The sequence below is a fragment of the Corynebacterium sp. AOP40-4SA-5 genome (assembly GCF_052377355.1).
Taxonomy (GTDB): domain Bacteria; phylum Actinomycetota; class Actinomycetes; order Mycobacteriales; family Mycobacteriaceae; genus Corynebacterium.
Genome location: NZ_JBQSWS010000011.1, coordinates 54,925 through 75,285 on the forward strand (window position 1 = coordinate 54,925; position 20,361 = coordinate 75,285).

At 67.8% G+C, this 20,361-nt stretch carries 20 protein-coding genes and 1 tRNA gene; 14 read left to right on the top strand and 7 right to left on the bottom strand.

What is annotated here, in order from left to right; all coding sequences use genetic code 11:
• The first annotated feature begins 2 nt into the window (after positions 1-2).
• Positions 3-902: a hypothetical protein gene (locus ACT3S3_RS08510; protein WP_301443712.1), complete on the top strand. Its 900-nt coding sequence runs from the start codon at positions 3-5 to the stop codon at positions 900-902.
• Here the strand turns inward: ACT3S3_RS08510 and ACT3S3_RS08515 are convergent, their stop codons facing one another.
• Positions 903-1,868, bottom strand: coding sequence for an acyl-CoA thioesterase (locus ACT3S3_RS08515; protein ID WP_301443714.1), 966 nt, complete (start codon positions 1,866-1,868; stop codon positions 903-905). It abuts the gene before it with no gap.
• 157 nt (positions 1,869-2,025) lie between these two features.
• On the opposite strand from ACT3S3_RS08515, the gene ACT3S3_RS08520 reads away from it, so the two are divergent.
• Together ACT3S3_RS08520 and purM are read left to right on the top strand one after the other, a co-directional pair.
• A complete protein-coding gene (locus tag ACT3S3_RS08520; RefSeq protein ID WP_301443713.1) occupies positions 2,026-2,421 on the top strand; it encodes a sterol carrier family protein in 396 nt (131 codons plus the stop codon).
• A 93-nt stretch (positions 2,422-2,514) separates the two neighbouring features.
• Positions 2,515-3,615 (top strand): phosphoribosylformylglycinamidine cyclo-ligase, encoded by a 1,101-nt coding sequence (gene purM, locus ACT3S3_RS08525; RefSeq protein WP_441578954.1) that lies wholly within the window; start codon positions 2,515-2,517, stop codon positions 3,613-3,615.
• Between the two features lie 245 nt (positions 3,616-3,860).
• On the opposite strand, the gene ACT3S3_RS08530 is transcribed toward purM, so the two are convergent.
• Both ACT3S3_RS08530 and ygfZ read right to left on the bottom strand, forming a co-directional pair.
• Positions 3,861-4,040 (bottom strand): DUF3073 domain-containing protein, encoded by a 180-nt coding sequence (locus ACT3S3_RS08530; RefSeq protein WP_038553056.1) that lies wholly within the window; start codon positions 4,038-4,040, stop codon positions 3,861-3,863.
• A gap of 165 nt (positions 4,041-4,205) precedes the next feature.
• Positions 4,206-5,435: a CAF17-like 4Fe-4S cluster assembly/insertion protein YgfZ gene (ygfZ, locus tag ACT3S3_RS08535; protein ID WP_301444274.1), complete on the bottom strand. Its 1,230-nt coding sequence runs from the start codon at positions 5,433-5,435 to the stop codon at positions 4,206-4,208.
• Between the two features lie 110 nt (positions 5,436-5,545).
• Between ygfZ and ACT3S3_RS08540 the strand changes: the two genes are divergently transcribed.
• Positions 5,546-6,454, top strand: a complete 909-nt coding sequence (locus tag ACT3S3_RS08540) for an aminodeoxychorismate lyase (RefSeq protein WP_441578953.1) — start codon at positions 5,546-5,548, stop codon at positions 6,452-6,454.
• Here ACT3S3_RS08540 and ACT3S3_RS08545 read toward each other — a convergent pair whose 3' ends face one another.
• Positions 6,455-7,093, bottom strand: coding sequence for an FABP family protein (locus tag ACT3S3_RS08545; RefSeq protein WP_301442847.1), 639 nt, complete (start codon positions 7,091-7,093; stop codon positions 6,455-6,457). It lies immediately after the preceding gene.
• Positions 7,094-7,159: 66 nt separating this feature from the next.
• Entirely contained in the window at positions 7,160-8,083 is a 924-nt protein-coding gene (locus ACT3S3_RS08550) for an LmeA family phospholipid-binding protein (protein ID WP_301442848.1), read from the bottom strand.
• Positions 8,084-8,260: 177 nt separating this feature from the next.
• Between ACT3S3_RS08550 and ACT3S3_RS08555 the strand changes: the two genes are divergently transcribed.
• The 7 genes from ACT3S3_RS08555 (at position 8,261) to ACT3S3_RS08585 (ending at position 14,697) form a co-directional block, all read left to right on the top strand.
• Complete coding sequence (locus tag ACT3S3_RS08555; RefSeq protein WP_301442849.1) at positions 8,261-8,941, top strand: winged helix family transcriptional regulator; 681 nt, start codon at positions 8,261-8,263, stop codon at positions 8,939-8,941.
• Positions 8,942-8,986: 45 nt separating this feature from the next.
• Positions 8,987-9,985, top strand: coding sequence for a mycothiol synthase (gene mshD / locus ACT3S3_RS08560; protein ID WP_301442850.1), 999 nt, complete (start codon positions 8,987-8,989; stop codon positions 9,983-9,985).
• A 143-nt stretch (positions 9,986-10,128) separates the two neighbouring features.
• Positions 10,129-11,238, top strand: a complete 1,110-nt coding sequence (gene pstS / locus ACT3S3_RS08565) for a phosphate ABC transporter substrate-binding protein PstS (RefSeq protein ID WP_441578958.1) — start codon at positions 10,129-10,131, stop codon at positions 11,236-11,238.
• 1 nt (position 11,239) lies between these two features.
• A complete protein-coding gene (pstC, locus tag ACT3S3_RS08570; protein WP_301442852.1) occupies positions 11,240-12,343 on the top strand; it encodes a phosphate ABC transporter permease subunit PstC in 1,104 nt (367 codons plus the stop codon).
• 17 nt (positions 12,344-12,360) lie between these two features.
• Positions 12,361-13,302, top strand: coding sequence for a phosphate ABC transporter permease PstA (pstA, locus tag ACT3S3_RS08575; protein ID WP_301442853.1), 942 nt, complete (start codon positions 12,361-12,363; stop codon positions 13,300-13,302).
• A gap of 34 nt (positions 13,303-13,336) precedes the next feature.
• Positions 13,337-14,113 carry a phosphate ABC transporter ATP-binding protein PstB gene (pstB, locus tag ACT3S3_RS08580; RefSeq protein WP_301442854.1) on the top strand — a complete coding sequence of 259 codons (777 nt, stop codon included), beginning with the start codon at positions 13,337-13,339 and terminating at the stop codon, positions 14,111-14,113.
• A 65-nt stretch (positions 14,114-14,178) separates the two neighbouring features.
• Positions 14,179-14,697, top strand: coding sequence for an AAA family ATPase (locus tag ACT3S3_RS08585; RefSeq protein WP_301442855.1), 519 nt, complete (start codon positions 14,179-14,181; stop codon positions 14,695-14,697).
• A 96-nt stretch (positions 14,698-14,793) separates the two neighbouring features.
• Here ACT3S3_RS08585 and phoU read toward each other — a convergent pair whose 3' ends face one another.
• A complete protein-coding gene (gene phoU / locus ACT3S3_RS08590; protein WP_301442856.1) occupies positions 14,794-15,531 on the bottom strand; it encodes a phosphate signaling complex protein PhoU in 738 nt (245 codons plus the stop codon).
• Between the two features lie 65 nt (positions 15,532-15,596).
• A complete protein-coding gene (gene dusB / locus ACT3S3_RS08595) occupies positions 15,597-16,787 on the bottom strand; it encodes a tRNA dihydrouridine synthase DusB (RefSeq protein WP_301442857.1) in 1,191 nt (396 codons plus the stop codon).
• 221 nt (positions 16,788-17,008) lie between these two features.
• Here dusB and ACT3S3_RS08600 point away from each other — a divergent pair, with 221 nt between their 5' ends.
• From ACT3S3_RS08600 to ACT3S3_RS08610, 3 genes are all read left to right on the top strand, one after another.
• Positions 17,009-18,511: an acetyl-CoA hydrolase/transferase family protein gene (locus tag ACT3S3_RS08600; protein WP_441588206.1), complete on the top strand. Its 1,503-nt coding sequence runs from the start codon at positions 17,009-17,011 to the stop codon at positions 18,509-18,511.
• Positions 18,512-18,683: 172 nt separating this feature from the next.
• Positions 18,684-18,756: transfer RNA gene (locus ACT3S3_RS08605), tRNA-Lys, on the top strand.
• 1,047 nt (positions 18,757-19,803) lie between these two features.
• A complete protein-coding gene (locus tag ACT3S3_RS08610; RefSeq protein WP_367620318.1) occupies positions 19,804-20,181 on the top strand; it encodes a type IIL restriction-modification enzyme MmeI in 378 nt (125 codons plus the stop codon).
• Positions 20,182-20,361: the final 180 nt, after the last annotated feature.

A 20,361-nucleotide genomic window follows, 5' to 3' on the forward strand; every position in this document is an offset into this window, starting at 1 on the left:
TCATGGCACATTATGACCTCTACCAGTCACTCGGGCTCTCCCGGCAGTCCTCGCCGGCGGAACTCGGCACGGAGCTCGACGGTCGACTGGCGCAGGTGCCCGCAGACGATGCGGGACTCCAGGACCAGCTCTCCACCGCACGCGCGATCCTCGGCGACGAGACCCGGCGCTCCCTCTACGACCAGCGGCTCGACGATCCGTCGGCACCGGAGATCGACGTGGTCTCCCTCCGCGAGCTGGCCGCGCTCAACACCGGCGACGCGACAGCGCCTGCCGGCGCGACGTCCGGCGCAGCGTCCGGTGGGGCAGGACAGTTCCAACAGCACGCGGGCCAGTTCGCCCGCACCGCCGGCGGCAAGGCGTCCGCTGCAGGCCACCAGGTCCAGGACTCCTTCAAGCAGTCCAATATCCTGGCGATCGGCATCACCGCCGTGGTCACCGCGGTTGTCGTGGGCCTGGCGGGGTGGGCGTTGGGCCTGTTCGGCGGGGGTGACCCCTACAAGGCCTCGAAGTCGGTAGTCGACGACATGCTCTCGCAGGAGGGCGAGGAGGACCTGCGCGACTGGGTCACGGAGAATTCGGTCTCCCAGTCCCGCGACGAGGTAATGAACAGTTTCGGGCTCGAGGACGGTCAGTCCTTCGTCGGGCTCGACTCCTACTTTGGAGGCAGTGACTTCCGGGCAGGGGACACCGTGATCACCATCGACCAGCTCAAGCTGAACATCATGGAGGATCCGGAAGAGCTCTATGAGGGCATCGAGGAGGAAGGGTTTACCCGGGAAGAGGTAGACAGCATGAACGTGGTGGGTGTCGTGGACGGAGACGATGAGACCCGTGGAAACGTGATGCTGCTCGAGATAGACGGCGACTACCAGGTCATGGGAGTCGACTACTTCGTCTGATCAGTTCATCGGGTACTGGCTCTCGTCGCGCAGCGGGTCCACCAGGGGCATGGGCCGGTACTTGGTACGCAGTTCGCGCAGCGTGGCGGCGTGCTGGGACAGTCGCTTGTCCTCCGGCGTGGTGGGGGTGAACTGCCGGGCGGCCAGGGGGTTGCCGTCGATGTCGGTGGCGATGTACGTCATCGAGGCGTGGATGCCGACGGGGAGGTTGCCGGTGCCCTCACGCGGGTCGCCGGCGCGCAGGTGCACCGAGACCGACATGCTGCGCACGTCCGTGCGGATCACGCGGGCCTCGACCTCCACGAGGTCGCCGATGTGCACGGGACGGTAGAAGCGGAAACCGCCGGCGTAGACCGCCACGGTGCGCTCCCCGGTCCAGGCCGAGGTGCAGGCGGACGCCGCCTCGTCGATCCACTCCATCGCCGTGCCACCGTGGACGTTGCCGCCCCAGTTCACGTCGGTGGGCTTGGCCATGAAGCGGTGCGTCATCCGCGGGGCGGTGGTGGCGGCAGGGTCGGAGGAGTAGCTCTGCTTGAGCATCTCCTCCTCGATGGCCTTGCGCAGCTGCACGCGCGACAGGGCCGCCTCCTGCACCCGCAGGCCGGCCTCGGAGCCCGGCTCGAAGTGCGGCACGGGCATGGACTTCCGGTTCTCGTCCATGGCGACGAAGATGACCAGGCAGTCGCAGGCGCGGGTGAACACGCCCTCACGCGGGTCGGCGGAGAGCACCTCGTTGACGATGTGCATCGAGGAGCGTCCGGTGTAGACGATGCGTGAGCGCACCTCGACGATGTGGCCCGAGGGGATCGGCCGGGTGAAGTGGATGTGCCCCACGTAGGCGGTCACGCAGTACGCGCCGGACCAGCCGACGGCGCAGGCGTAGGCCCCCTTGTCGATCCACTCCAGGACACGACCGCCGTGGACGCCCCGTGCCCCCTGCATGAGGACGTCGGTCGGCGCAGCCATGAAGCGCAGCGTCGTCTCCGGCTGCAGCGCCCGTTCCTGCTCGTCTGCCCCTGTAACTGCCACAATCTGCCTTTCGTCTCACTGGTGAACACCGCCATACTACAGTCCCCGCCAGTGCCGCATTCCATCCCCGTGCACTCCCCGTATCATCGGGGGCATGTCACCGAGGCCGACGAAGACGACAGACCCCGCAGCGCTGCGCTCCGCGATGGTGGAGGTGTGGCCGTGGGCACGTGACCCGCAGGACGTCCCGCGCCCGTCGCGCAGCGTCGTCGCCGCCGCCGTGCGGCTGAGCGTCGCCCAGCTCGAGCAGGACGCCCCGGGGCACAGTGTCGAGGTCAGGGTGCCGCCGTTCGCGGCGGCGCAGTGCGTCGAGGGGTCGGTGCACCGGCGGGGGACGCCGCCGAACGTGGTGCAGTGCGATGCGCTCACCTGGCTGCGTCTGGCCGGCGGTCTCATCGACCTGGACGGTGCCGTGGCCGCGGGCGCGGAGGTGTCCGGGGCTCACGCGGGTGACGTATCGCACTGGCTGCCGGTCGTCCGGGGTGTCTGAGTACGTCGGTCGCTGGTGGCACCGGGTAGGCTGGGTTCGGTTCAACGCAAGAACTTCCTGCACGACGATCACCGCGAGTGAAGGCGAATTACTTTGACAGACCAGACCGATCCCCGCGACAGTTCCGGAGGCGCGAGCTACGCGGCCGCCGGCGTGGACATCGAGGCCGGCGACCGCGCCGTCGAGCTGTTCGCACCCATCGCCAAGAAGGCGACCCGACCCGAGGTCAGGGGAGGTCTCGGCGGCTTCGCCGGCCTGTTCGCCCTGGGGGACTACGAGAAGCCGCTGCTGGCCTCCGGGTCCGACGGAGTCGGCACGAAGCTTGCGGTGGCGCAGGCGATGGACAAGCACGACACCATCGGACGTGACCTGGTGGCCATGGTCGTCGACGACCTGGTCGTCTGCGGCGCGGAGCCGCTGTTCCTGCAGGACTACATCGCCATCGGCAAGGTCGTGCCCGAGCACGTCGCCGAGATCGTCTCCGGCATCGCCGCCGGTTGCATCGACGCCGGCTGCGCCCTGCTCGGCGGCGAGACCGCCGAGCACCCGGGCCTGATGGAGCCGGGCGAGTACGATGTCTCCGCTACCGCCGTCGGCGTGGTCGAGGAGGCCAAGCTGCTCGGCCCGGACCGCGTGCGTCACGGCGACGTGGTCATCGGCATGGCCAGCTCCGGCCTGCACTCCAACGGCTACAGCCTGGCGCGCCACGTCCTGCTGGAGAAGGCCGGCCTGGCGCTGGACGGCTACGTGTCCGACTTCGGACGCACCCTCGGCGAGGAGCTGCTGGAGCCGACGAAGATCTACGCGCTCGACTGCCTGGCGCTCGCCTCGGAGTGCGACGTGCACACCTACTCCCACGTCACCGGTGGTGGCCTGGCGGCGAACCTGGCCCGCGTGATCCCGGAGGGCCTCGTCGCCGAGCTCAACCGTGGGTCCTGGGAGCCGGCGCCGGTCTTCCGCACCATCGCCCAGCTGGGCAAGGTGTCGCAGGAGGAGATGGAGAAGACCTTCAACATGGGAGTCGGCATGGTCGCCGTCGTCGGTGAGGACGATGCGGAGCGCGCCCTGGCGATGCTCACCGCCCGCCACATCGACGCCTGGAAGCTCGGCCACGTCCGCCTGGCCGCCGAGGACGGCTCGGAGAACGGTGCCGCCGTGCGTGCCGAGCTCGTGGGGGAGCACCCGCGCACCTAAGCGCCCGCGCCCGCACCTAAGCGCCGCAGCCAGAGGGGCCAAGATCGAGCGTGGGATGGTTGAATCATCGGGTTCAAACATCCCACGCTCGATCTTGGCCCCTGACGCTTGTCCGGTGCTTGTCCGGTGCTTGTCTATCTAGGGCACGCGAAAACCGGCGACCGGGCCCGTCCACGTCATCGGTTCATGACGTGGACCGGGCCCGGGCACCGGCGTTCACTGCGGGGAGGGGACGGAGATGACCGTCAGCGGCCTTCGTCCTCCTCGGCGCTCCAGTCGTCCCACTCCTCGTAATCGTCCTCGGTGGAATGCCCACTCTCAGTGGACAGCTCACGCTGGAGACTCTCGAGATCCATGTCTGGAGAGCTGTACTTGAGCTGACGGGCAACCTTGGTTTGCTTTGCCTTGGCACGGCCGCGACCCATGGCCTGACCCCCTCGGGTTGTCAATGGAGCAGCCAGGGATTTGAGCTGCTCTCGCATCTTTCAGTGATTCTGTTCTGTCCCCACCATAGCGGGTGAGGGCGCAGTTGTCAGAAACAGACCCGCCCTGAATTGCCCGTCAGCATCGTCATCGCAGGTGAACGCCGGTCAGATTTTTCCCTTCAGCTTGTTCACGGCCGCGCGGCCGGGCCGGACCGTGTTGTCGACGACGATGTCGTCGGGGTCCACGGCCGCGTCCACCCCGTCCACACTCAATGCCGGGGTCTTGTTCTCCCCGGACTCCCGGTCGGCCGCGAGTTTCTCGATGACCTGGCGTTTCACCAGCGCCAGGGCCACCGGACCCTCCTCGGCGTCCTGCACGGTCAGCCCGATGCGTCCCACGCTGCGCCCGCCGGCGGTGACCGCCGCACCGACCTCTGGCAGGGAGTGGCCGGAGCCGTCGAGCTGCAGCACCACGAGCTGGCGCGGCGGGCGGCCGAGGTTGTGCACGCGTGACACCGTCTCCTGCCCGCGGTAGCAGCCCTTGTTCAGGTGCACGGCGGAGGACGTGGGCCCGTCGTCGGCGCGGGCGAGTTGGGTCGCGCTGTGGGCGCTGGGGGTGTCGCCGCCGATGTATCCGGGCACTTCGTGGGGGATGAGGCGTTCGTCTGTGTCGACGCCGAGCAGCGGCCGGCGGTCGCGGATGCGCAGGGCGTCCGCCGCCCAGCCGCCGACGGGGCGCGCACCGGTGGACGCCAGGGTGTCCCACACCTGCGTCACGGTCGACACGTCGACCCACAGGTCGGTCACCGCGTGGCCGCCGAGGGTACGCGTCGCCCAGTACCGGACCCCGGACGCGGCGCTGCCGTCCAGGCCGTCCAGTCCCTCCGGCGCGCCGGTGCCCGCCTGCGCGGCGGGGGAGGACGCCGGGTTGACCACACTGATCAGGGCCAGTTCCGGCGTGGTGACCTCGACCTGTGCCCAGAAGACCATCTTCGACAGGAAGTCGGCGAGGGCGGCGGGGTCGGAGTCGCCCGGGGCGTCCAGCAGGAGGGTGTCGGTGTCCACCGCGGCGATGCCGAAGGCGTGCTCCACGCGTCCCTGGATGTCCAGTATCAGGCCGTTGGTGGTCTGGCCGACGCCGATCGCGTCGACCTTCTGGGAGATCAGGTTGTTCAGCCAGGTGGCCGCCTCCGGCCCGGTGACCAGGACGGCGGTGTGCGACCAGCCGTCGATGAGGCCGGTGTCTCCCTCGTCCACCGTCGACTGCTCGATCAGTGGCCTTCCGTAGTGGCGCGCGGTGGCCGCCAGGAGGGGCCGGTGCGCGTCGAGACCTGAACCGTCTTCCGTGCTTGCCCCTGGGACGTGGTCGGCCAGGGGGCTGTGCGTCTGACTCACGTACCCCACCCTAGTACCGAAGTGCCCTCCTTGTCAGGCACACGGTCAGGCACACGGTCAGGCACACGGTCTGGCACACGGTCTGGCAGGCGGCATCTAGACTGGTCGCCATGAGCGCCGACAGCACCACAGAGAACACCATGGACGACACAAAGGACGTGGCGGTGGACGTGCGTCCGGCCTCCGACGCCCCGCCGCAGCTGATCGACCCGACGGTGCCGGTGATCCACCTCGACGACCTCGCCGCACGCCGCGGCGACGGCATCTTCGAGACCCTCATGGTGCGCTCCGGGCGGGTGCGCAACCTGGACCTGCACCTTGACCGTTTCGTGCGTGGCGCGGCGCTGCTGGACCTGCCCGCACCGGACACCGACCGGTGGCTGCAGGCCACCGACATGGCCTTGTCCTCCTGGGAGGACCAGGGGGGCGGGGAGGCCGCCCTGCGGTGGATGTACTCGCGTGGCCGTGAGTCCACCGGTCAGGTCACCGGGTGGGTGACGGTCAGCGGGGAGTCCGCCACCGCGGTACGTCAACGGCGGGACGGGGTGCGGGTGTTGACCGCGCACCGTGGTTTCAGCCTGAGCGTCTCCGAGGACTCGCCGTGGGCGTTGGTCGGGGCGAAGACGCTGTCCTACGCGATGAACATGGCCGCGTTGCGCCATGCGGCGTCCCAGGGACTGGACGACGTGATCTTCAACGGCGACGACGACCGCGTCCTGGAGGGGCCCACGTCCACCGTCGTCGCGGTGACGGGGCGCAGGATGGTGACGCCGACCCAGCAGGCCGGCGTCCTGCCCGGCACCACCCAGGCCTCGCTCTTCGAGCTGGCCGGCGAGCGTGGCTGGGAGGTGGCACAGGAGCCGCTTACCGTGGCGGACCTGCGGGAGGCCGACGGGGTGTGGCTGGTGTCCTCGGTGCGCATCCACGCCCGGGTCACCGAGATCGACGGGCGGTCGCTGCCGCGCCCGGAGCAGGCCGACGAGGTCGAGGCGCTCGCCGTGGAGGCCGCGACCCGGTGATTAACCGATCACGCGGCTGAGCTCGGCGGACATCCACGGGGTAAGTTCCCCGCTGCCACCGTTCTCGGCGCGCTCGTCGACCCAGCCGAGGTTGTTGTTCGGCATCAGGCCGTAGAGGCGCTTGCCGGGGCCGAAGTTGCGCGGGCCGGTCTCCGAGGCCAGCGTGGAGGCGCTCTCCAGCTGCCAGGCGCGCTCGTTGCGCGGGCGGCCGTACATCACCTCGACCACACCGGTGCTGTGCACGGTGAGGAACTCGATGTCGTCGTTGTCGCTGATGCGCAGGAAACCGGTCTCCCGGATGTCCTGGCCGGTGGCCTCGCCGTCGTCGTCGAGCCGCCAGATGCGGGAGCTGTAGCTGATGTAGTTCTCGCCGTCGTGGGCGAACACGATCTGCTGGCCGAAGGCGTAGTCCTCGGAGCCGCCGACGGGGGAGGCGTGGCCCTCGCCACGCCACACGCCGACCAGCGGCAGCAGAGCCAACAGCCCGTCGTGCAGGTTCGGGCCCTGACGCAGGTTGGCGGTGTCCTCGGCGACGGGCAGGTCACCGAGGGTGGGGATGTTGCGTCCGGCGGTCTGCTTGGACTGTTCCTCCGCGCGGGCGACGGCCTCGTTACCGGAGATGGGGTTCTCGCTAGTCATGTGTGACAGCGTACCGGTCCGCCCGCGGCGGGACCGGAAGCGGAGCGGGGATCTGGAGCGGGGGAACTACAGTCCGGCCTGCTCGTCCTCGTCCAACGGGCCGGAGCTCGGCGCCAGGTCGGCCACGCTCACCCGCGTGTAGTTCTGCTCCGCCTCGATGAACAGGGTGCCGCCGGCGGTGTACACGCGCCGCGGCGGGCTGCGGAACGGCAGGTTCTCCCCGGGCATCTCCAGGGTGAAGGCGTCGAGGACCTGCTCGGTCAGCTCGTCGTCGAGATCCTCCGGCGCGGTGGAGTGCGGGGTGTCGGTGATCTCGGTGGGGCTGAGGTACACGTCGCCCTGCCACACGCGCAGGCGGACACCCACCTCGTAACGTCCCGAGTCCTCCTCGGACAGCCCGTCGGGGGTGCCGGAGAGGTAGCCCTCGGTCTCCCAGCCGCCGGTGGGCGAGGAGTTGTCCTGCGAGGCCAGTCCGAGGTCGTCGATGCCCATGCGCTCGCCGAGTTCCACGGTGTCCATCTGCACACGGGTGAACACCTCGCGGGCGGGGGCGTCGGTGAAGTCGCCGGAGAGCACCGCGTCCTTGCCGAGGGTGATCTTCGTGGCGGACGACGACACGGTGACACGGCCGAAGCCGGGGATCTCCACGTCGGTGGACTCCACCTGGATCGACGGCACCTCGTGGGTGAACACGGCCGCGAGGTAGGGCGTCCCGGTCACCTGCACGTGCGGCGGGGTGGCCAGGTTCGCCTCCTCGAAGATGCGGTCGGAGATCCTCTTCTCCACCCGCGCGGCGACCAGGCTGTCGGCGACGACGGCCGCGCCCACGGTGGCGGCGAGGACGGCGACCACGACGAGCAGGACGGTGACCGCGCGGCGGCGCGGGCTGCGACCCTGACGACCCTGACGGCGCTCGCTGCGTCCTGCGTCCTGTCCTGCGTCCTGGCCGTCGTCTCGTCCTGAGGCGGGGGTTTCGGTGGTCTCGGTCACCGCCCCAGCATACAAAGTGGCGGGGGTGGGGCCGAATGTGCGAAATGTTACGGATTCGTTTCGAGGCTGTTGCGGTGGTCGGTCACCGAGATTATGCAGGTCCGGCCGGTGTAAAGTGGTGACGGTGCCGGGACGCAACGGTCCCGGCGAAGTCACACCGAAGGAAGGACGACGGCCTTGAAACTGACCGTGCTCTCTGACAAGGACGACGTTTCAGAGGTGCTTCCGTCGCTGGCACTGCTGTCCCACGAGGTGGTCATCCTGCGTCCCGCACCGTCCTCGGTGAAGGAGATCAGCGGCGCGGAGGTCGTGATGATCGACGTCACCGGCGCCAACCTGCTCGGCGCCCGCGACCTGTGCCGTTCCGTCGCCGCGGCGTACCCCACGCTGCCGGTGTCCGTGGCCATCGAGGAGACCAGCGTGATCGCGCTGGACGGCTCCTGGGCGGTGGACGACTTCCTCCTCCCTTCCGCCACGCCCACCGAGGTCGACGCCCGCCTGCGCATGCTGATGACCCGCCGTCCGGTGCCCGTCGAGGAGGCCGAGGACAGCCAGGTCGCCACGATCGGCGGGCTGATAGTCGACGAGGTCACCTACGTCGCCCGGGTGGAGGGTCGCCCGCTGGACCTGACGTACAAGGAGTTCGAGCTGCTGTACTTCCTGGTCAAGCACGCCGGCAGGGTGTTCAGCCGCGAGCAGCTGCTGCAGGACGTGTGGGGCTACGACTACTTCGGCGGCACCCGCACGGTGGACGTGCACGTGCGTCGCCTGCGCGCCAAGCTCGGCCACGAGTACGAGAAGGTCATCGCCACGGTGCGTAACGTGGGCTACAAGGCAGTGGAACTGGATGGGGCCTGAGACAGCCCCGAAACAGCCCCGAAACAGTCCGAGGAGAGGACGACGATGAGCACGAACGAGACCGACCAGACACCGGACACAGGCAGGGTGGACCCCGTACACCGCGAGTTCGTCCCGGGGCAGGACGCACCGCTGCGCGAGGGCATCGACGCACTGCTCGCCGCGGTGGAGGACGCCGACGGTGTGCCCGCCTACAGCGAGGCGTTCCTGCGCTCGCTGGACGGGACGGAGGGTTATCGCCACCTCGTCGCCGAGGTCGCCGGCGGGGACGGCGGGGAGAACACGGTCGTCGGCGTGGTCTCCGTCAACTCGTCCTACGTCGCCGAGCTGGCGGTGCGTCCGGACGTGCGCCGGCGCGGCGTGGCGACGGGCATGCTGCGCGAGATCGCCCGGCACATCGACGTGGAGCTTCAGCTCAGCGTCTGGTCGCACGGCGACCTGGAGTCGGCGAAGGGGTTCGCCGACGGGCGGGGTGCACGGACCACCCGTGAACTGCTGAAGATGTCGGTCGACTGCTCTGGTGCCGAGCGCCGTGAGGCGTTGCTCGCCGGGCGCGACGAGGCGCTCGCCACCGTCGGGGAGGAGGGTCTTCAGGTCCTGGACTACACTGCGGCGGCCGAGGCCTTCGGTGCCGGGCACGTCGACACCGAGTGGCTGCGCGTCAACAACGAGGCCTTCGCCTGGCACCCGGAGCAGGGCGGCTGGGACCAGGGCGCGCTCGACGAGGCCCGGGAGGCGGACTGGTTCGACCCCGCCGGCGTCCTCTTCCTCTTCGACGGGGAGGAGTGCCTGGGGTTCCACTGGACGAAACGTCCGGACGGCGACCCCCACGGCGAGGTGTACGTGGTGTGTCTGGCGGACGCCGCCCGTGGCCGTGGGCTCGGCGGCCCGGTGACCCTGGTCGGGGTGGGGTACCTGATCGACGGGGGAGCGCAGGCCGTTGACCTGTACGTAGAGGGCGACAACGCCCCGGCCGTGGCGACCTACCGCCGTCTCGGTTTCGAGGTCGTGCACCGCGACGTGGTCTACCGCGGCATGGTGTAGCTGGGGTGCGGCGGCGGCTCACATCCGCCGTGAATATATTCATCTTCCGTTCACCTCCAGGGTGTCTCACGTCCACCACCGGTGGCTAACGTACGGTGCGTCGTCAACCCACAACGCATGTGTAAGGACTACCCACTGTGAAGATCTCGACCTCCCGCCGCCGCACCCTGACCGCTGCGGCAGCGACCGTCGCCGCCGGCTCGCTCGTCCTCACCGGTTGCTCGAACTCCAACTCCGGTGACGGGGACGGTGCCTCGACCGACAGCTCCTACGAGCTCTCCGACACCCAGGGCGAGCTCCGCGGAGAGGGAGCCAGCTCCCAGCAGAAGGCGATGGAGCAGTTCGGCGTCGCCTACTCCTCCGCCGTCCCCGGTGCCGTGCTGGCGTACAACGCCACCGGTTCCGGCGCGGGCCAGAAGCAGTTCATCGCCGACCAGGTCGACTTCGGCGGTTCCGACTCCGCCCTCGACGAGGAGCAGGCCGCGGCCGCCGCGGAGCGCTGCGAGGACAACCCCGCCTGGCACCTGCCGATGGTCGTCGGCCCGGTCGCGGTGGCCTTCCACCTCGACGGTGTCGACGACCTGAACCTGTCGGTGGAGACCGTCGCCAAGATCTTCAAGGGCGACATCCGCAACTGGAACGACGAGGCCATCGCCGCCGAGAACGAGGGCGTGGACCTGCCCGACATGCCGATCGACGTGCTCTACCGCGCCGAGGAGTCCGGCACCTCCGACAACTTCCAGTCCTTCCTGAAGACCGCCACCGACGGCCTGTGGGAGGACGAGGGCAAGACCTTCCCGACCCGCGTCGGTTCCGGTGCGCAGGGTTCCTCCGGTGTGGCCGACCAGGTCAAGGCCACCAACGGCTCGATCACCTACGTGGAGTCCGGTTTCGCCACCGCCAACGACCTGGGCATCGCCAACCTCGACTTCGGTGCCGGCCCGACCGAGCTCAACGCCGAGACCGTGAACAAGGCCCTCGACGAGGTCGCCTTCTCCGGTGAGGGCAACGACCTGGTCGTGGACTCCGAGGCCCTGTTCTCCATGAAGGAGGAGGGCGCGTACCCGCTGGCGCTGACGACCTACGAGATCGTCTGCTCCGCCGGCTACGACGAGGACACCGCCGCCAAGGTCAAGGACTTCCTGCACACCATCCTCGACAACCAGAACGACCAGCTCGAGGAGTCCGGCTACATCCCGCTGAGCGGTTCCTTCAAGGAGAAGCTCGAGACCGCCGTGGACGCGCTGCAGTAGCATGACCAACTCCCACCCCGAGACGGACCCCGAGACGCCCGTGGCGGCAGACGGCGGGCAGGACGGCACGACGCAGGACGCCGCGGCGTCCGGCACGTCCGGCACTGACGGTGCCGCCGGCGCATCCGGCGCGTCCCGCCGCGGTTCCGACGGTGCGGTGAAGCGCACCGGGGACCGCGTCTTCGAGACGCTGTCGACCGGTGCCGCCGCGCTGATCACCGTGATCATCGGCGCCATCGGACTGTTCCTGCTGCTGCAGGCGATCCCCGCGCTGTCGCGGGAACGCGACGGGTTCCTCAGCTTCTTCACCTACGGTGACCGCTGGGACCTGAACCACAGCACCAACGAGGGCGGGTGGATGCAGTTCGGGATCCCGAACATGTTCTTCACCACCGTGATGGTCTCGGTGCTGGCACTGCTGATCGCCATGCCCGTCGCCCTGGGCATCGCCGTGTTCCTGTCGAACTACTGCCCGAAGCGGGCGGTGCGGCCGCTGGGATTCGTCATCGACCTGCTCGCCGCGGTGCCGTCCATCGTCTTCGGCATCTGGGGCATGCAGGTGCTCGGCCCGGCCCTCGGCGGGTTCTACGAGTGGCTCACCGGCTGGGCCGGCGGGTTCATCCTCTTCAACTGGGAGCAGGGCACCTCACCGGCGTTCTCGACCAGCCGCAACATCTTCACCGGTGGCATCGTCCTGGCGATCATGATCCTGCCGATCATCGCCGCCACGGCGCGCGAGGTGTTCGTCCAGACCCCGCGGGGTCAGATCGAGGCGGCACTCGCCCTCGGCGCGACGCGCTGGGAGGTGGTGCGCATGACCGTCCTGCCGTTCGGCAGGTCCGGCTACATCTCCGGCGCGATGCTCGGCCTGGGCCGCGCGCTCGGTGAGACGATGGCGCTGTACATGGTCATCGCCTCGGCCCCCGGCTTCCGCGGATCGTTGATGGACGGCGGCACGACCTTCGCCACCGCCATCGCCAACGCAGCCCCCGAATTCAACGACGACCTCAAGGCCGGCGCCTACATCGCCGCCGGACTGGTGCTGTTCGTGCTGACCTTCCTGGTCAACGCCGCCGCCCGGTCGCTGGTCAACAACACCAAGTAGCGGAAAGGACGACTGCGATGGCCACGTCTGTGCCCACTGACCCCACCGAGCTCGACAACCGCCCGCACTCCGCACTGGCGCCGAGCGGCTTCACCGACATCTCCACCGGCCGTAAGGCCCGCAACGTCCTGGCCACCGTGGTCATCTACGCGACCATGGGCCTGGCGATCCTCCCGCTGGTGTGGGTCCTGTTCGTGCTCGTGCAGCGCGGCATCCCCGCCCTGCTCAGCGTGGACTGGTGGATCTACGACATGTTCGGCCAGCTCTCCAACGTCGCCGGCGGCGGCATCGTGCACGCCGTGATCGGCACGCTGACCCAGGTCGCGGTGACCACCGTGATCTCCGTGCCCGTCGGCATCTTCACCGCCGTCTACCTCGTGGAGTACTCCCGTGGCGGCTGGCTGGGACGCACCACCACGTTCATGGTCGACATCCTCACCGGTGTGCCCTCCATCGTGGCGGCCCTGTTCGTCTACGCCCTGTGGATCACCATGTTCGGCTTCGAGCGCTCGGGCTTCGCCGTGTCGCTGTCGCTGGTGCTGCTGATGGTGCCGGTGATCGTGCGCAACACCGAGGAGATGCTGCGCATCGTGCCGATGGACCTGCGTGAGGCGGCCTACGCCCTGGGCGTGCCCAAGTGGAAGACGATCGTGCGCATCGTGCTACCCACCGCCCTGTCCGGCATCGTCACCGGCGTGATGCTCGCCGTGGCCCGCGTGATGGGTGAGTCCGCCCCCGTGCTGATCCTCGTCGGCGCGACCCCGGTGATCAACTGGAACGTCTTCGACGGCAACCAGAGTTCGCTGCCCCTGTTCATGCTGGAGATGTACAAGCTGCAGGCCAGCGACGAGGTGCTGCTTCGACTGTGGGGCGCGGCCCTGACCCTCGTGGTCCTCATCGGCGCACTGAACATCGGGGCGCGGTTCATCTCCAACAAGTTCTCGATCAAGTCCAGCTAGAGACCAGCCAGAAAACCAGCTAAGGAAACAGACCATGGCCAAACGCCTCGACCTGCACGACGTGAACATCTACTACGGGGACTTCCACGCGGTGAAGGACGTCAACCTGGAGGTTCCGCCGCGCTCCGTGACGGCCTTCATCGGCCCGTCCGGTTGTGGCAAGTCCACCGTCCTGCGCACGCTCAACCGTATGCACGAGGTCATCCCGGGCGCCTACGTGGAGGGCGACGTCCTGTTGGACGGCGAGAACATCTACGGCCGCAACATCGACCCCGTCGGCGTGCGCAACACCATCGGCATGGTGTTCCAGAAGGCCAACCCGTTCCCCACGATGTCCATCGAGGAGAACGTGATCGCCGGGCTCAAGCTCGCCGGCGAGAAGAACAAGAAGAAGCTGCGCGAGGTCGCCGAGAAGTCCCTGCGCTCGGCGAACCTGTGGGAGGAGGTCAAGGACCGCCTCGACAAGCCCGGCGGCGGGCTCTCTGGCGGTCAGCAGCAGCGACTGTGCATCGCCCGGGCGATCGCCGTGGAGCCGGAGGTGCTGCTCATGGACGAGCCGTGCTCGGCACTGGACCCGATCTCGACGCTGGCGGTGGAGGACCTCATCCACGAGCTGAAGGAGGAGTTCACCATCGTGATCGTCACGCACAACATGCAGCAGGCTGCGCGCGTGTCCGACCAGACCGCGTTCTACTCCCTGGAGGCCACGGGTAAGCCCGGCAAGCTGGTGGAGGTCGGGCCGACGAAGAAGATCTTCGAGAGCCCGGAGCGCAAGGAGACCGAGGACTACATCTCCGGGCGCTTCGGCTAGATTCCCCACTCCCACCCCCGACGACGGTTCTGTGCCAGAGTGGGGGAAAGTGAAAGGAGTCGGTGATGGCACCGGTACATATCGTCCTGATGGGGGTGAGCGGCAGCGGCAAGGCTCCGCTGGCCGCTGAGCTGCAGCAGCGCACCGGGTTCACCGGGGCGACGGCGGAGGGGCTGCAGCCCGAGGAGGTCCGCAGCCGGATGGAGGCCGGCGGCTTCCTGACACCGGAGGAACGCCTGCCGTGGGCGTACTCCATCCGCGACTGGCTGACGGAGCAGGCGCAGCAGGGGAACTCCACGGTGGTGGTGAGCCTGGGGCTGGGGCGCCGTGCACGCGACATCTTCCGCGAGGCCGAGGGCTTCGTGTTCTTCGTGCACGTGCACGGCACCGCCGACGTGATCCGCGACCGCTCGCTGAAGCGGACCGGCGAGTACCCGGACGAAGAGGTGCTCACCGCCCAGTACGCCGAGCTGGAGCGCCTGCGCGCCGACGAGGCCGGCGTGCGGGTGGACGCCGCGCAGTCCCCGGAGGTGCTGGCGGACGCGGCACTGGCGGCGTTGACGGCACTCACCGCGCAGGACTGACCGCGCAGGACTGACGCGCCCCGGACGAACAACCCCCCAGGTCGGTGATGCCGACCTGGGGGGTTGTCCGCGCGTGGACGTGGGGGAGGGGGACCTTTAGAACGGGTCGGCGCCGTAGCGGCGGCGGATCTCGTCGAACTGCTCGCGCATGGTCTCCTGCTGCTCCTCGGAGCGCCGGGACACCTCGTATTCCTGGGGACGCTTGCCGGTGGCGAGGTACACCACGCGGGTGCCGATGTTCACCGCGTGGTCGGAGTAGCGTTCGAAGAAGCGGGACAGCAGGGTCACGTCCACGGCGGCGGAGACCGGGTAGGGCCACTCCTTCTTGCCGGTGATGTGGAACATGTGCTCGTGGAGGTCGTCGACGGCGTCGTCGTCGAGGGCGAGCTCCATGGCCTTCTCCGGGTCGTAGGTGACGAGCACGTCGTGCAGCTTCTCGCCGATGCCGTCGACCAGGCGCGCCATCTCGCGGAAGTAGGGCTGGGTGATCTCCGGCACGGCCGACTCCGGGTGGCGGCGCCGCGAGGTGCGGGCGATGTGCACGGCGAGGGTGGCCATGCGGGCCAGGTCCTCGACGATGTAGGTGCCGGAGACGACCTGGCGGAGGTCGCGTGCCACGGGGCCCTCCAGGGCGAGCAGCTCGAAGGAGCGGGACTCGGCACTCTGACGGAGGTCCTCGATGGCGGTGACGGAGCTGAGAACCTGCTCGGCGGTGTCGATGTCCTGGTTGAACAGGGCGTCGCACGCCTGAGACATCATCTGCCGGACCTGGTCGGCCATGAGTGCGAGCTCATGGGCGAAGATCCGCATCTGTTCCTGGTACACGGTGCGCATGGCGCCAGTGTACGGCCGGTACGCCCGTTCTGCTCGGTGAACGGAGGGTACGTTCGTAAAAGTTATTAACCGCCGTTGAGTGCTGCCCCGTCGGCCTCGGGATCCTCGGCAACGGTGCTGGTCAGATCCTCGGGATCGTCCAGCCAGCGGTCGGGCAGCGCGACCTTGCCGGGCGAGCCCTGGCGGCCACGCGCACCGTCGGCGTCCACGGCGGTGGCCGTCGACTCCCACATCGGGTCCAGGACGCGGCGCAGCGACTCCAGGTCGGTGATCTGGGACAGCTGGCGGCGCACGTCACCACCGGCGGGGAAACCGCGCATGTACCAGGCCATGTGCTTGCGCATCTCGCGCACGCCGTACTGCTCGCCCTCGTGGGCGGAGAGCAGCTCGGCGTGACGCATGATGATCCGGCACACCTCCGCCAGGGTGGGCTCGGCCGGCACGGGCAGCCCGCGCAGGTTCGCCGAGAGCTCGGCGAACAGCCACGGGCGACCCAGGCACCCGCGTCCGACGACGACGCCGTCGCAGCCGGTGCGCTCCATCATCGCCGCGGCGTCCGACGCCTTGAAGATGTCGCCGTTGCCGAGCACCGGCACGCCGGTGCCGTCCATGTGCTCGACGAGCCGGGCGATCTCGTCCCAGCTCGCGGTGCCGGAGTAGCGCTGCGCGGCGGTGCGGCCGTGGCAGGCGACGGCGGCCGCGCCCTCGTCGGCGGCGATGCGTCCGGCGTCGAGGTGGGTGTGGTGGTCGTCGTCGATGCCGACGCGGAACTTCACGGTGACCGGGATCTCCGGGTGCCCGGCGTCCTGCACGCCCTTGACCGCCGCGCGCACGATCGAGGCGTAGAGACGCCGCTTGAACGGCAGTGCCGAGCCGCCGCCGCGGCGGGTGACCTTGGGGACGGGGCAGCCGAAGTTCATGTCGATGTGGTCGGCGAGGTCCTCCTCGGCGATCATGCGCGCGGCCTTGTAGGTGTACTCCGGGTCGGTCGTGTAGAGCTGCAGGCTGCGCGGGTCCTCGTCCGCGGCGAAGGTGGTCATGTGCATCGTCTTCGGGTTGCGCTCCACCAGGGCGCGGGCCGTGACCATCTCGCACACGTAGAGCCCGGCGACGCTGCCCATGCGCTCGCGCTCCTGCTCGCGGCACAGGGTGCGGAAGGCAACGTTGGTGACGCCGGCCATCGGTGCCAGGACGACGGGGGAGTCCAGGTCGAAACGTCCGATGGACAGGGCGGGTGTGGTTGAGGTGGTGATCACCCCCCGATTCTCACACCACGGTGGGGGAGGTGCAAAGTCCTGTGATCTGAGCGGTCACTACAATCAGCTGTGTGCGGCCACACCCGCACCTGACTGCTCGCTGCCGTCGTAGGACGCTCTTGTGCTATCAATGGTGGCAGAGGTCACGTTTGCTACAGAAACAATCGTGATATTTGCAGAGATACTTCCGAAAACAACGGGACAAAACATGAGGAGAGAAAGTGTCTGAGCGCATCGCCCACACCGGACTGAAGTCGAAGGTCATGTCGGCCCAGGAGGCCGCTGAATTCGTCAACAACGGCGACAAAGTCGGGACCTCCGGCTTCACCGGCGCCGGCTACCCGAAGGTCCTCCCCACCGCCATCGCGGAGCGGGCCAAGGCCGCACACGACCGGGGCGACGAGTTCCAGATCGAGCTGTTCACCGGCGCGTCCACCGCGGTCGACTGCGACGGGGTCCTCGCCGAGGCCAACGCCATCAGCTTCCGCACCCCGTACAACTCCGACCCGGTCCTGCGTGGGCAGATCAACGCTGGCGAGTCGAAGTACTGGGACATCCACCTGTCCCACCTGGGCAAGCAGGTCCAGGAGGGCTTCTTCGGCAAGTTCAACGTCGCCATCATCGAGGCCGTCGCCATCCGTGAGGACGGCACCGTGGTCCCGTCGTCGGCGGTGGGCAACAACATCGAGTTCATCGACGCCGCCGACAAGGTGATCATCGAGGTCAACGACTGGCAGTCCCGCGACCTCGAGGGCATGCACGACATCTACCGCATCGAGCCGGCCGGGCAGCGCACCCCGATCAACATCACCTCCCCCGGTGACCGTATCGGCGGTACCGCCCTGGAGTTCGACACCAGCAAGATCGTGGCGATCGTCGAGACCGACGCCCCCGACCGCAACGCCCCCTTCACCCCGGCGGACGAGACCTCGAAGAAGATCGCCGGTCACTTCCTGGACTTCCTGGAGGGTGAGGTCGCCGCCGGCCGCCTGTCCTACGACCGTTACATCATGCAGTCGGGTGTCGGTAACGTGCCCAACGCCGTGATGGCCGGCCTGCTGGACTCCAAGTTCGAGAACATCACCGCCTACACCGAGGTCATCCAGGACGGCATGGTCGACCTGATCGACGCCGGCAAGATGACCGTCGCCTCGGCGACCTCCTTCTCCCTGTCCCCGGAGTACGCGGAGAAGATGAACGCGGAGGCCGCGAAGTACCGCGAGAACATCATCCTGCGCCCGCAGCAGGTCTCCAACCACCCCGAGGTCATCCGTCGACTCGGTCTGATCGCCACCAACGGCATGATCGAGGCCGACATCTACGGCAACATCAACTCCACCAACGTGTCCGGCTCGCGCGTGATGAACGGTATCGGCGGCTCGGGTGACTTCACCCGCAACGCCTTCATCTCCTCCTTCATCAGCCCGTCGGTGGCCAAGGGCGGCGACATCTCCGCCATCGTGCCCTTCGCCTCCCACATCGACCACCACGAGCACGACGCCATGGTCGTCATCACGGAGAACGGCTTCGCCGACCTGCGTGGCCTGGCACCGCGTGACCGTGTGAAGAAGATGATCGCGGTCGCCGACCCGTCCTACCAGCCGCTGCTGGAGGAGTACGTGGAGGCAGCCTCCAAGTCGAAGTTCCAGCAGACCCCGCACGATCTGACCAAGGCCTTCGAGTTCCACACCCGGTTCCTCGAGACCGGTTCGATGCGCAAGTAGCGTCCGCTCTGCTGCGCCGGTCGCGACACCTTGAGCCCTCAGGTCGATTCTCTTCGTGAGATTCGACCTGAGGGCTCAAGGTGTCGCCGGAGAGTGTGCCGGGGCAGGTTTCCGGCGCCGTCCGGACATGCACTAGACTCTAGGACGCACCTCACACGTGGGGTGCGTACGTGGGCCTTTAGCTCAGTTGGTAGAGCTACGGACTTTTAATCCGCAGGTCGTGGGTTCGAGCCCCACAGGGCCCACAGTGGAACCCCGGTCGTCGATCACCTCGACGGCCGGGGTTCTCTGTTGTCCCGGGGGAGTGGGGGGTTACTCGGGCCAATTCAGCTGCGGGTGGTCCAAGGGGTCGCCGTTTTCGTTGCGGGGGCCGTCGTAGTCCCAGGTTGAGGGATCCCCGCCTACCGGGGGCGACTCGGAGTCAGTAGGACTGCCTCCGCATTCGGACGGGTCGTAGACGTAGAAGTCCGTCTGGGGACAGCGGTAGTCGCCCCGATTGGCAGTCAGTGTGTCAAAGCAGTCCTGGGAGAATCGCATTTCGCCGTCAGACCATATCGCTGGTCCCGGTGTGCCCTCGGAGCAGTAGAGAACGTACGGCTCGGAGGGAGTCGGCGTAGAGGGCGAAACGTACTCGGCCACTTGTTCTTCGACATCAGGGGTGGGTTCTGAGGTGGTTGCCGGAGGTGTGGGGGTCGGGAGTCGAGGCGAGGCAGCGCTTGTGGTGGTCTCGCTGGTTGGCGTCGACGTAGTCGACGTGGAGGCCTGATCGTTGTTGCCGCACGCTGTGAGAGCGAATGAGACGGTGAGGACTGATGTGAGCAAGAAGCGCCGCAGGGCCATGAGGTTCCTTCAGGGGGTGTTGTGCCTAACGTGATGTTGGCTGTCCCGATCGCGGGCGCAACCTCCAAGACGAATACTATCCCGAAGGAAATCATGAAGGGGGGCAGGTATCGGTTGGAGCTCGACGGTGCGTTTGTGAATGCCCTGCGCGTCGGAATCGATGCCGGTGGGGCCTGTCCGATCCAGTCGCGGCCCGCTATGTCCGACCATTTCGGGGTAGTCGCGAGCTGATGCGCAACACAGATCGCTGGTGCTTCTGGTCGATCGATCGCACCCAGCGGACATCGGTCGGGGCCCGATTCTCGAGGCGAGACTCGAAGCTGTTGCATCCTTTCGCAGTGACAGCAAGGCTGCCAGCACCCGGAGAATGTCGTTAGTCCGCACCTGTTCGGCCTGCGATCGCAGCTTGACCTGTACTACCTTTGCCAGTCCAAGATCATCAGTGAGACTCGGTGATACTTCACGGTGCAGCGCTATCCCGCGGGGGTTTTGCTACTGACCTTGCGTTCCATGCCCAAGACCCCGACGGGCCCCAGTTTGCGTTGGCATCGTCCTCGACGTTTATGACCTGGCAGAAGCCCCTCGGCGGGCGATTGAAGTCAGACATCCGATTCGTATCTACCTTGATCTGGAACACTTTCCCCGTTCCTGGACTTGACTACAAGTTCCGGGAGGCGATTATCATCGCTGGTCAGGGCATCCTCGATGCGAGGGCGCTGTATCCCGAGCGTAGTCTCGCCGACGCCTACAGCCCCCTGGCTATGGATCCGGCCCTGCTGAAGGCCCACGATAAGTGGGATCGAGCCGTAGACAAGGCTTTCGGATCCTAACGGAAGATCACTTCAGATAGTCAATTCCTGGAGATTCTCTTTACCAGGTACGTCGAGATCACGGCGGTCGACTAGCGTAGCGAACCCCCTCGTCCATTCACAGAGGTCCGACTGAGTACACCGACAACGCCGCCCACCGCGGCGCCGGCGCAAACCCCGCACATCGGTCGCAGGTCTGCC